Source organism: Psychrobacter sp. Sarcosine-02u-2 (genome assembly GCF_002836335.1).
In the GTDB taxonomy this organism is placed as follows: Bacteria; Pseudomonadota; Gammaproteobacteria; order Pseudomonadales; family Moraxellaceae; genus Psychrobacter; species Psychrobacter faecalis.
In genome coordinates, this window is record NZ_PJBX01000113.1 from 17,906 (window position 1) to 29,564 (window position 11,659).

The window sequence follows — 11,659 nt, forward strand, 5'->3', positions numbered from 1 at the left end:
AACCGAAGAATAAGCAATGACTACTCAATCTGACCTTAAAAAACTGGCCGAGCAAATGGCCAGCAGCATGTCATAGATAATACTTGAGAATTTATTATGCGCATTTTTATCAGAGAATATATGCATCATTATTCTCTCATGTGCATCTCTTTCGTAAATAGTGACAACTATGTTGACAAACACCGTTATGGCCGTTTAATTGAGTTGCCAATAAAGAGGAGTGCCATAAACCTTGGCAAAATAATCAATTAGCGTTCTTACATTTAGAGAAATGTGACGAGTATGAGGATAGAGAGCAGCGACATGCTGAGGTGTGGTTTTGACTGCCGTACTATAATTAGGCAATAGCTTAATAAGCTCACCACTCTTCAAGTACTCACCGATAAGCCAATCTGGAAAAAGCACGATTCCCATTCCTTTGAGTGCAGATACCAATAAAGATTCTGCATTATTAGACATCAACAAAGCAGGCGCTAAGAATGGCGTCCAATCTTCATTTCCTGTTTTAAAAAGCCAACGATTGGGTCCTGTTGAGCCCTTATACACTAGGCATTTATGATGCGTCAGATCTGCTGGCACTTGCAATTTACCATGTGTGCTTATATACGCCGGAGAAGCGACAAGATGATAGGTTTGCTCACCAAAAATACGCGCATGAAAGGTCGAGTCATTTAAAGTACCGATTCTAAAAATAACGTCTGTTGCGTAATGATGAGGATCAATAAAGTCATCCGTTAACGTCAAATCTATCTGTAATCTAGGATATTGAGCACTAAGCTGCGGCAGCCAAGGTGCGATATGGCGTTGTCCAAAAAAAATAGGGGCGTTGATTCTGATTAAACCACCTGGTTCTAAAGTCCTGTCTTGAAGTTCCTGTTGTGCCGCATTCATGCTTTCAGTCATGGATTTTGCATAGCGCATAAACACATGTCCCGCTTCAGTCGGAATGACGGCACGTGTATTGCGATGAAAAAGCTGTTGCCCTAAAGAGTCTTCTAGCTGTTTGATAATACGAGACACTTTAGAAGCTGACACACCTTCTTTTCGCGCCACTACAGAAAAACTCTGAGCGTCAAAAACCTCTATAAAAAATAATAGAGTTTTTATGTTGATGCTATCCACTGTATCCATTTGTGCAACTTATGCAAAGGTTATTTCTATATTATAGCGTTTTTTAATGGGTATAGGCTGCGGTACACTACGCCGCATTGCTCATTGAGGATTATTACATGCAAATTTTATTAATACTTATTGTTGTTTTAGGGGGCATGGGATTATCTGTTGAAGCGGGATTACTTGGACCTTTAGGAAATGAGGTAGGCGAGCTGTGGGCAACGTTGAGTATTTTTGGCGTTGGCGCTGCTCTGACATTCTTTTTGATGTTGTTTTTTAGTCCGCGAGATAGCCCTTCCTTTTTTTCACAGCCGCCTTTACTGCTGGTTGGTGGTATTTTGGGGCCTGTTTATGTTGTGGTATTAACCGTGGTCACGCCTGTCATTGGCATTGCGCTGACGATGATTGGCATACTGGCTGGACAAGTGTTTCAGAGTTTACTCATAGATCATTATGGTTTGTTTGATACCATAGAGCGAAAAATAGACAACAAACGAATTATTGCTTTATTTTTCATTATTGCCGCACTTATTTTTATGGCAAAAGGATAATCTAAATGATGCTTATTTTAATGATTGTATTGGCAATAATTGGCGGCGCGGCTTTAAGTGTTCAAGCAGCATTAAATGGTCGCCTTGGCAGCAACGTTGGGGTGTTTAAAAGTGCTTTTTTAACCTTTTCTGTGGGTGCGGTTGTGACCGCTTTGCTTATTTTCTTTTTTGAACCAAGTCATACGGTCACTTTGATGGATGTGCCTAAGTGGCAACTACTTGGCGCTTTGTGTGGTGTTCCTTATATTGTCATTATGGTGGTTGCGGTCCAGCGTATTGGAACTGCTGTGGCAACGGTAGCCGTTATTTTTGGTCAGCTGAGTATGAGTGTATTAATTGATAATTTTGGTTTGCTTGGTAATGAGGTCATTAGCCTTTCAGGTAGTCGAATCAGTGCTTTGGTTTGTTTGGCAATCGCGCTTTATTTTATTTATGCGAGTAGCAAGTCTGAGCCTAAAGAGGCTCAGTAGCTCATATATATTGATTATTACTAGGGCATGACTTCAATTTAATCGATGGACATCTAAATGGGCTAAAAATGGCTAAATTTTGCCAAACTTCATCAAATAGCTAGGTAATATCCCGATATTAACGGCGCTATTTTCCTTGTTTGACTGCAATTTATCTCATTTTTATCACCATTTTTAAAATGAAGACACGCCCTAGACATATTTTTCACTTTGTAGCTATGAAGAACTGGGTGTATTACTGCTGAACCTTCTTATAATGATAGTCACACACCGTTCAGGTGCTTCTATTGGCAGAAGATGTCCATTGTCTGATAACTCAATGATGCGTTCAACGGGACGAGATCTTCCCAAACTTTACGAACCTCATTGCTAATAAATATGGAAGGTTTGCCAATGATAATGGTGTAGGGTACATCAAGGTCGTTGAGCTCTTTTAAAGCATCATTGACAAAAGGAGTGTCAAAGTAGCTTGCCAACTCTTGCTTAGGGGCGAACAGTAAGCTGTATTGCTCTTGCTCATTTTGGACAAGACTGTTTTTTGCAAAAGTATAAAGATGATCGTCATTGATACGCTTGAATGCGCGATGCGCCCGTAGATAGTCGTAGTATAACTCAATACTCTCCCAGTTCGTTTGCTTGGCTAACGTGCTTTTGAACGGTTCTTGACCAATCTTTAAGTCGTCAGGCGCAGCGTTCATCATGAGGGTTTGCGATTTGGTAAAAGTCACAGGCTCTATCAAGTAAAGCTCTGAGAACAGCTCTGGACGTTTGGCTGCGGCGATGGCAGTGGCGGTAGCACCTTGAGAATGTCCAATACCGACGATAGGGCTGTCTTGTGTCTTCTCTAAAAAATCAATCAATATATTGGCATCTTGCTCGCAGGTAAGCTTCTTGACGGATGGTAAATCGTGCCAGTAGCCGCGCATGGCAAGACTGGTGATAGCAAATTGCGCACTGAGCTTGGTTAATAGTGGTAAATAGACGCCAGTCGTAAAGCCGTTGCCACCATAGAAATGAGCCGCTGTCCTCGATGTGTTTCTATCCCTATTACCCAACGCAGACAGGTCATAATAGCGCGCTTGTTTGTCATCTAATGTGATGTTGCGTTCGAATGTGTATTGAGTGGATATAATGAGTTCAAATTGAATGGGGTAAATATGCCACTTTTAACATGGATACGTAGTAAAAGAGATTTCCTTGAGCCAGTCGCTGACCATGCGGCTGACTTGTTGGATGCAGCTGATAAGAAAATAATAAAGAGGACTAAATTATCAGGTCACATATAGGCTTTTGCAATTAAAAATGGCTGAATAGAATCCACCCACCGATGGCAATTAGCATTAAGCCGCCGAACATTTCTGCTTTATGGCCGATGAGTGATCCCAGTACTTTTCCAAGCATCACGCCAAACGTGACCATGGTGGCCGTCGCCAACCCAATCAAGCTTGCTGCTAGTAGAATATTAACTTCTATAAATGCAAGACTAATACCGACAGCCATCGCATCGATACTAGTACCAAAAGCAGCAACAGCAAGTTTGAGAAACGAATGTCTTGAGGGGGCTTCTTGTTCTTCATTATCCGGTTTTAGCCCTGCATACAGCATGTGCAGCCCTAAGCCTAATAGAATGACGAATGCGACCCAATGGTCCCATGCTTCAATAAAAGAGGCATCGATAAAAGAGGTAGCAGAACGGCCAATTAACCAGCCAATGATAGGGGTAATCGCTTCAATAGAGCCAAAGATGACACCCATTCTTAACGCTTCGGTAAAACGGGGGTTTTTAAGACTTGCGCCTTTACCAATCGCCACAGAAAAGGCATCAGTAGACATAGAAAAAGCAAGTAATGAAAGTGCAATAGGATTCATGTGATTTTCTCAGGCCGAGTATAGAGTCAACGACATACGCACACTCTCGACCTACAGTGTGGATATATCGATGGTCTCGCCAACCGAGAGGTGTTCGTACCATGGCATATGGCCAAGCATGTTGACACGAACTCTTTCGCAGAACGAAAGCAGGCTACTCCCCAAAGAACGCTCACATTAACATGTCTATGTTACAAGTCAATAAGAAAGTATCTAGTCAGGCTTCTTTGAGGCTATAGCCTATAACAGTAGAATCTATTAAAGATACTTACTTCAGTAGCTTGCGTAAAAATTTAACACGCGATATCAATAAAAAATCTAATAAAGCGATGACAACAATAGCAATGATTGCCGTTGGGAATATGATAGCGACAATAAGTAACGGAATGGCAAGCGTCCACCCTATAGTAAAACGCTGACTACGAGCTGGTGGATTGAGTCCAGTCATGTCGTTAGTTTGACGAGGACAGCGTTGCCACCACATCACATAACCACTCACACAAATGGCAATAACAGAGAGGCAGAATAAAACGTTGGCTAATACACTCCACCACCCCAGCGTCCCCATGTGTATGGCAGCACCCGCTGCCATAAATTTACCAAACGCATTGTAATCATCGAACCGTATATCAGCCAAAACCTTGCCCGAATAGCGGTCAATATGCACGGTGCGATCAGCCGTTGGGCTTTTCATATCGTAGCTCATTGAATCTTGGCTAATCGTCCATACGCCTGTCTCCCCTTGCGGTAGATTCAACTGATAACGCCCTACAAAACCAAGCTCACGAGCAAATCGATCTACGGTAACAATCATAATGGGTATATTGGGCGCAATACCGTTTTTACCCATAGTCGTACCTGATTCTGGCATTGGTGTTAACTCTAGTACCCAAGGCACGTCTTTAGTCTTTCCTGAATTTAATACGCTGCCATGTGTGTGAGCTGTGGCTGCTGTTGCGCCATGGACGTGCGGCGCGGCATCGGCGTTATCCATATGCATATCAGCATGATTCTGACTGTGGTCAATCGAGATTGGCATTGGCGCGACGCCCCATTTACCCGCAGGGAAGTGACTCCACGACTGTACAATGCGCTCACCCCAAATTCCTGCCCAAGCCATTCCCGAAATACAGAAAAACAATAGCAAAACAGATATCCAACTGCCTAATGTCGCGTGGATCGTCCGGAAAAAGGAACGCTTTTTCTTTAGATTGGTATCGTCAGGAATCAACATCGCTTTGACAGATTTACGCTTATGCCACCACAAATACCAGCCAGTTAGTATCATTAGAATTGTTAATGAAGCAGTCGTTTCTTGAATATAATCACCGACTTTACCCAGCAGCAAATCACCATGAATACTGTCAAAGGTATAATACAGATTGCTATTGCTGGGTGTACTGTTGACGATATCTGCAGTATAAGGATTGACGGCTACCATATTGTCATGGTCTTCTGATGTTACCTGAAACAGAGCTACCTTATCCGTATCACGAGGGGCGATATATTTAACGAGGGTACTATTGGGTAAGGTATTGAGCGCGTTTTTAGCTTGGGTAGCGAGGGGCGCTTGCATTGCTGTTTCGGGAACAGTAATGCTTAAACGGTCATTGTCTCGTCCCACTGTGTTAGACATAACCAACATACCAAGTGCGGTACAAGATAAAATAATTAAAAAAGGGACAACAAATATTCCTGCATAAAAATGCCATCGCCACACGGTAAAATAGTGCTGATTGCTTGTTTCTTTATTCATAAATAGAGATTCCAATAGCTTTATACTTTCTAGCTAGCTTGGCAACAAAGTGGACAGTGAATGTCTTGTTCGCGCGTGCTGACTTTGTGGTTTATATTCTGAAGCGCAAATATTCAGAACATAATGGTTTTTTGATGGTGCGATATAATGCCAGATGCTTTTTTCTCCAGTGATATTAATTTCGGTATATTGCAGATGCTAGAGGGCATAAGGAATAATAGTATGTTGACCCTAGATAGCATGGTTAAAAATCATTGAACCGGAGTTAGCTAGTAAACTTAGATGTACACTGTTCCACTCTTAGAGGCTATGTCTATTCAAATAATCTAGGCTACAGGTTAGTATCCAAGTCCTCACTAGGGTACCGAACCAGTGGAAGCGCCTGATTGGTTCGGTGTGGGACCTTCCTAAAAAGTGAACCGCCCCGGGATTGTCGGAGACTCAACATTCTGAGAGAATACGACAATGAAAAAACAAACCTACACTCCTGAGATTAAAGAACGCGCCGTTCGCATGCTTATTGAAGCGTCAGGCGACTATCCCTCCACATGGTCAGCTATTCAAGCCATTGCTCCTAAGATTGGCTGTACGCCTGAAACCCTACGATCATGGCATAAAAAATACAACGATCAAACCGTTCCTGCGTCGGTACAAGCTCAAAGCCAAGATCAACGTATTAAAGAGCTTGAACGCGAGAATAAAGAACTTAAGCAAGCTAATGAAATCATACGTAAGGCTGCCGCTTTTTTCGCCCAGGCGGAGCTCGACCGCTGACTAAAATCATGATTGAATTCATCGACGATCATAAGAATAATTATGGGGTCGAGCTGATCTGTAGAGTATTACCGATTGCCCCATCAACCTATCACCGTGCTAAAGACTTGGAGAGCTACCCTGAAAAACGCTCACTGCGCAGTCAACATGACGACTTTTACATCAGCGAGATTAAACGTATCTGGCAGGACAGCAAATGCCGTTACGGTGCGCGTAAAGTATGGCAGCAGATGAAAGCTGACGGGTTAAAGGTTGCTCGTTGTACCATAGAGCGTTTAATGAGACAGCATGGCCTACAAGGTGTCTGGCGCGGTAAGGGTAAAATAACAACTCACAGCCGTGATGACCAAAAGCGCGCTGATGACCTAGTTAATCGTAACTTTAGCGCTCATCGCCCTAACCAGCTCTGGGTGGCAGACTTTACTTATATCAAGACGATAAGCGGCTGGGTGTATACCGCTTTTATTATTGACGTGTTTGCCCGTAGTATTGTCGGTTGGAAAGTATCTAATCGCATGAATACCGATATGGTTATGGCTGCGCTAAATCAGGCGATAGCAGATAGGAACCATCCCAAAGATGTGATTCATCACAGCGATCGAGGGGTTCAGTACTTATCCATTCGCTATACTGACAAAATGTGTGACTCTGGTATCATCGCTTCTGTCGGCACGACTGGTGATTCATACGATAATGCACTGGCTGAAACGGTCAATGGACTCTATAAATCTGAGGTAATTGACTATTTAAAGGAGAACTGGACTGGTATCAATGATGTTGAACTGGCAACCCTTGAATGGGTGGACTGGTTTAATAAAATACGACTGCATAGCACGATTGGTTATGTGTCACCCTTTGAGTTTGAAAAGCGGTATTACGATAATTTAACCCTGTCAGGCATCGCTGCCTGACTCAAGTAAATCACTCTCCGATATAGTCGGGGCGGTTCACCTATCAAAACCTTCTTTTGCTGGTGATGTGCCAAAAAGCATACTGATTAAAATTTGAACAATTTTTGAAGCCTTGAAAGCTTTATAAAATCAGAGAACTTAGCTTAGATTTCCTATTGCCTTTTACCGCCAGCATACTTTTTAGAACACCGCCAAAAAAAGATTAAAAATGATAGGCAATTTATATGCCAATATTAGCTTGTTAAGTATCAACTAAGTGTTGACTAAATGTTGACCTGTTAAGCGCGCATTTTTATGGGCGTGCTACAGTCTACAGCGTATAAAACCGAAGTCAAAAAAAGAATCGCTGTCCCATATCTTAAATTAACGCCGATAAAGGCTGGAACTTATGAATATCATCGACCAATTAGAGCAGATAGTGACCCCAGCCGTCTTAGTTAGCCAGATTAATAATGAACAGGTTATTGATGGTCATCCTGTCGATAACGGCAGCGTGTCTTATGTCAGCTTATTGGAGCAGTTTTATGCCATTTTGGCGGCGCGTTTGGCATTGCCGCAAATTTACTCGCAGTTATTGCGTGTTGATGAGCCAATTGCTAATGAAAATATAGTAGAGACGCCATTATTTGAACAATTATGGCAAGCCCCAAGCGCGCCAAACCATTATCGAAGAGCTGGCAGTGACCCATCATATTGATGAGCTGACTACCACAAAGCTCATCATGAATGCCGCGCCACTGGCTTATCGTGAGCTTAAGGTCATGGCCAACGGGCAGTTTTTACCAGCATTTTTACAAAGTGAGCAGCCCTCACTGCGCCATTACCTGCCAATATGGGCAGCACCGCTCATTACCGTCGCACAAGATAACCCTGATGAGTTGTTTGATTATCAAAACGCCATAGTCAATGCTGCGACAGAAACCGTTTTATTAAATAAAGATGCTACTGAAGCAAGCGTAGTAAGTCCTTCTGCGAACTTGATAAAACAACCAAACGTGGCAACAGAACTTGCTAGTGAAAGCTTCGATAACAGCCTAGCTGCGAGCGCTATTCATGCCAATCCTGCTGAGCATCACTTAGCAGATAACAGCAGTTTAAAGCGCGAAAAAGTACGAACCCGCAACCAACGTAATGACTTATTAATACGGGTGTTTTTATTATTGGCCGCCATCGCAGCGATTGGATTGGTATGGGCATTTTTAATTAAGCCTAATGTAGTCCCGCCTGTAGAGCCAGTGGTGACTGCACCTGCTGTGGTAGCGCCTGTCGCTGAGCCAACCGCGCAGGTGTTGACGCCCGCTACGCTTATCGTTGGTGTGGATAATAGCGGCAGTCTTTATACCTGTAGCGCCTCCGTCGGTGACGCCGCGCTACAAAGCACGCTGCAACAAGCGCTCAATAGCAGTTTTGGCGAGCAGGCAGGGATGTGTCAGTTTACGGTACAAGAAGGCGTGGCTAACAATATTGCCAATATGCCTATTGAAGCACTGCCTAATATCCTGACATTATTAAGAGCGACACCATTTGCCCGTCTACAGTTGCAAAATGACCGTATGACAATAGAAGCGCCGGATGGTATGCAGCTACAAAGATTGACCACTGAAATCCGTACTTTGGCACCAGCGATAATGGTAGATAGTACCGCGCCGCTACCATTGCCGAATAGTGCAGAAAACGGTATAGGGGCCGATAATATGGCGATGAACGCTGCAAACAATCAGTTTGCTCAAGATGGAAGCAGCATAAATGACCAGTACGCTGGCACTAATAATATGAATAACAGTAATGCAAATAATAATAACGACTATCAAGCTTCTGATGACATCACCGGTGATAGCGTGACGCCTGCACCGGCACGCAATAGCGATTTTAATAATCCGCCTAGAGCTAATGAGCCTAGAAGCAATGAACCTAGAGCTAACGAGCCTAGAAGCAATGACCGTCCTGCATCGACGCGGCCACCGGGACCTTTTTCAGAATCAGAAGTAGACGATATGGCAAATAGCGTTATCGTGGCAGAGCCTGCGCAAGTCAGATGATAGTTTAAAACGCCTAACAAATAATGAGCTAAAGGACGGTAGGATCAATCATTGACTATCCTCCTTTTTATTTTTGCCTAAAAAGATAGACAGTCATTTCCAGATATAATGGGTATGTTAGTAATTTGTACTGTAAAGACTTCGCAGTTACGTGTCACAACTGAAACATTACTTAACGTAGCAATTGCACAACAGCCCATCGATTGTGAATACCGCCTTAATACTTTTATAATGACAAAAGTTGAATATGGATAGTGCTGATATTTATTAAGCCGCTTTTTAATACCTAGTGTTTATTAAATGCTGATATAAATATTAATATTAAAAAATATCGTTATTAAGAAATATCAGTACTATTAACTTTTCAGTTTTTTGAGAATGCAGTTTAGTGCAAAACAATTATTTAGAATAACAATTATTGAGGAATGACATTATGGATATTATCAGTCACTTAACGCGGACGGTTAGCCCTGCAGTACTAGGCGATGATCGCAATCCCGCTAAGCAGAACTTACTTGAGCAATTTTATGCTATTTTTGCCGCGCGCTTGGCAGACAATACGACTTATACACGTTTTGCTAATGAAAATATCGCCCGTGATGACCAAGGGTTTTATGACCGCGTATGGACCGATGGCGCTCACCGCGACCAAATTGCCCGTGAGCTTGCGGGTAAACATAACGTTGATGTGACCGCAGCCCGTGGTTTGATTGCGATGGCCGCACCGTTAGCATATCACGAAATCAAAAGCTTGGCCGGAACCACGCCTGTGCCCCAGTTTTTAAATGACAATCTTGCTAGTTATCAGCACCATATTCCGGCATGGGCAAGCGCCGTTCTGCCTGCAGGTATGATTGCCGCACCAGCTGGAGCGCATATGTCTGATACCGTGAGCACTGCGCCTATTCGCCGTGAAGAGGAAGAAAAAGGCAGCTTTATGAAAGCGCTGCTACCGATTATCGGTTTGATTATCTTAGGCGCCTTGGCGTGGGCGCTACTTAGAGGGTGTCAAGACAATCCTGAGCCAGTCGGTACGCCAGTTGCCACTGAGCAGCAAGCGGCTAATGACGGACAAACAGTGGTTGCAGCCGATATAGAACCGGCTTCACTACGTATTGCGACTGGTGAAAATAGTGGATTATATGCCTGCCGTATGAACGTTGGTAACGAGACGCTACAAGGCAACGTGATGGACGCGTTGACAGCGGCATTTGGTGATGAAGCCAATAATTGCCGCGCCGATGTCGATGATAACTTCTCGATGGATATGCCAGCTGCCGCTCAGCTTTCTTCTATTTTGCCAATCGTCAAAAATGTGCCCAATGCCAGTATGCTGATCAAAGGCGACACTATTACGGTCAATGCGCCAGATTCAGCAGCATTAGATAAATTGGTTGCTGATTTACAAGCCGCAGCGCCAGCTATGACGGTACAAGCAGAAGGTCCGCTCGATGAACAAAGCGAGATTGATCGCAGTTTAGCAGCATCACAAGCGGCGATGCAGAACCTTGGTCAAGACCCAGATCCTCGTGATGTGGCTCGCGCGCTGAGCCTGCAAGTCGTGAACTTTGAAGTAGATAAAGCTATTATTCCAGAAGCTAACAAGCCATTATTGGACAATGCTGTTCAGATTATGGAACAAGTGCCAGATATGAAGCTGATGATTATCGGCCATACCGATAAAACCGCCGATGCCGCTTATAATATGAAGTTGTCACAAGAGCGCGCGCAATCGATGAAAGATTATCTGGTTGCGCAAGGTGCGGATCCAAGTAAGCTTATGACCAAAGGTATGGGCGAGACAGATCCAATCGCTGATAACGCTACAGAGCAAGGTCGTTTCCGTAACCGCCGTATCGAGTTCGTCGTCTATGATGAAACGGCAATGGCCAATGATGGCGTGGCGATTAGTAACGGTGCGCTCGATCCAGACTTAAATCCATTAGACAGTAACAATGATGATCTAATGCCTGACAGTGATGACCGTACAGGGAACAATTTACCTGCACCGAAGAGTTCGATACCGACATCGAATAGCAGACCAATTGACCCAGATTTAAACCCATTAGATCGCAATAACGATGATGTCTTACCAGATGGTGATGATGTCAGTCGTGGTACTGCCTTAGACCCAAAAGCCAGTAATTAATAAGAATTCTAATTACTTATAGTTATT

The 11,659-nt window shown here is 43.5% G+C and carries 10 protein-coding genes, 1 riboswitch and 1 other annotated feature; of the genes, 6 read left to right on the forward strand and 4 right to left on the reverse strand.

Features of this window, described 5'->3' with window-relative positions; translation table 11 throughout:
- Positions 1-195: 195 nt before the first annotated feature.
- Positions 196-1,131 carry a LysR family transcriptional regulator gene (locus tag CXF58_RS02060; protein ID WP_068406608.1) on the reverse strand — a complete coding sequence of 312 codons (936 nt, stop codon included), beginning with the start codon at positions 1,129-1,131 and terminating at the stop codon, positions 196-198.
- Between the two features lie 98 nt (positions 1,132-1,229).
- Here CXF58_RS02060 and CXF58_RS02065 point away from each other — a divergent pair, with 98 nt between their 5' ends.
- Positions 1,230-1,664: a DMT family transporter gene (locus CXF58_RS02065; RefSeq protein WP_068406610.1), complete on the forward strand. Its 435-nt coding sequence runs from the start codon at positions 1,230-1,232 to the stop codon at positions 1,662-1,664.
- Between the two features lie 8 nt (positions 1,665-1,672).
- The gene (locus CXF58_RS02070; protein WP_068406631.1) at positions 1,673-2,134 is read left to right on the forward strand and encodes a DMT family transporter; all 462 of its coding nucleotides are present in this window, start codon (positions 1,673-1,675) and stop codon (positions 2,132-2,134) included.
- A 284-nt stretch (positions 2,135-2,418) separates the two neighbouring features.
- Here CXF58_RS02070 and CXF58_RS02075 read toward each other — a convergent pair whose 3' ends face one another.
- The 3 genes from CXF58_RS02075 to CXF58_RS02085 form a co-directional block, all read right to left on the reverse strand.
- Complete coding sequence (locus CXF58_RS02075) at positions 2,419-3,189, reverse strand: alpha/beta fold hydrolase (RefSeq protein ID WP_228706509.1); 771 nt, start codon at positions 3,187-3,189, stop codon at positions 2,419-2,421.
- A gap of 241 nt (positions 3,190-3,430) precedes the next feature.
- Positions 3,431-4,003 (reverse strand): manganese efflux pump MntP, encoded by a 573-nt coding sequence (locus CXF58_RS02080; protein WP_068406613.1) that lies wholly within the window; start codon positions 4,001-4,003, stop codon positions 3,431-3,433.
- A gap of 49 nt (positions 4,004-4,052) precedes the next feature.
- A riboswitch (yybP-ykoY riboswitch) is annotated at positions 4,053-4,178 on the reverse strand.
- A gap of 93 nt (positions 4,179-4,271) precedes the next feature.
- Positions 4,272-5,759: a PepSY-associated TM helix domain-containing protein gene (locus CXF58_RS02085; protein WP_068406616.1), complete on the reverse strand. Its 1,488-nt coding sequence runs from the start codon at positions 5,757-5,759 to the stop codon at positions 4,272-4,274.
- A gap of 465 nt (positions 5,760-6,224) precedes the next feature.
- On the opposite strand from CXF58_RS02085, the gene CXF58_RS02090 reads away from it, so the two are divergent.
- From CXF58_RS02090 to CXF58_RS02100, 4 genes are all read left to right on the forward strand, one after another.
- Positions 6,225-7,444 (forward strand): IS3 family transposase gene (locus CXF58_RS02090; protein ID WP_413771793.1). Its coding sequence is split into 2 segments (ribosomal slippage): positions 6,225-6,501 and positions 6,501-7,444, totalling 1,221 coding nucleotides; the frame shifts between segments, so codons are not numbered across the junction.
- Positions 6,500-6,616: a sequence feature (AL1L pseudoknot), on the forward strand. It overlaps the preceding gene by 117 nt.
- A 388-nt stretch (positions 7,445-7,832) precedes the next feature.
- Positions 7,833-8,141, forward strand: coding sequence for a hypothetical protein (locus CXF58_RS13980; RefSeq protein ID WP_228706510.1), 309 nt, complete (start codon positions 7,833-7,835; stop codon positions 8,139-8,141).
- Positions 8,071-9,483, forward strand: a complete 1,413-nt coding sequence (locus CXF58_RS02095) for a hypothetical protein (RefSeq protein ID WP_226928811.1) — start codon at positions 8,071-8,073, stop codon at positions 9,481-9,483. The genes CXF58_RS13980 and CXF58_RS02095 overlap by 71 nt, the downstream gene beginning before the upstream one ends.
- A gap of 433 nt (positions 9,484-9,916) precedes the next feature.
- Complete coding sequence (locus CXF58_RS02100; protein ID WP_102076416.1) at positions 9,917-11,632, forward strand: OmpA family protein; 1,716 nt, start codon at positions 9,917-9,919, stop codon at positions 11,630-11,632.
- Positions 11,633-11,659 lie beyond the last annotated feature (27 nt).

Excerpts from the sequence above, each read along its gene's own strand:
- CXF58_RS02060 (WP_068406608.1), bottom strand. The coding sequence starts at position 1,131 with ATGGATACAGTGGATAGCATCAACATAAAAACTCTATTATTTTTTATA.
- CXF58_RS02065 (WP_068406610.1), top strand. The coding sequence starts at position 1,230 with ATGCAAATTTTATTAATACTTATTGTTGTTTTAGGGGGCATGGGATTA.
- CXF58_RS02070 (WP_068406631.1), top strand. The coding sequence starts at position 1,673 with ATGCTTATTTTAATGATTGTATTGGCAATAATTGGCGGCGCGGCTTTA.
- CXF58_RS02080 (WP_068406613.1), bottom strand. The coding sequence starts at position 4,003 with ATGAATCCTATTGCACTTTCATTACTTGCTTTTTCTATGTCTACTGAT.
- CXF58_RS02085 (WP_068406616.1), bottom strand. The coding sequence starts at position 5,759 with ATGAATAAAGAAACAAGCAATCAGCACTATTTTACCGTGTGGCGATGG.
- CXF58_RS13980 (WP_228706510.1), top strand. The coding sequence starts at position 7,833 with ATGAATATCATCGACCAATTAGAGCAGATAGTGACCCCAGCCGTCTTA.
- CXF58_RS02100 (WP_102076416.1), top strand. The coding sequence starts at position 9,917 with ATGGATATTATCAGTCACTTAACGCGGACGGTTAGCCCTGCAGTACTA.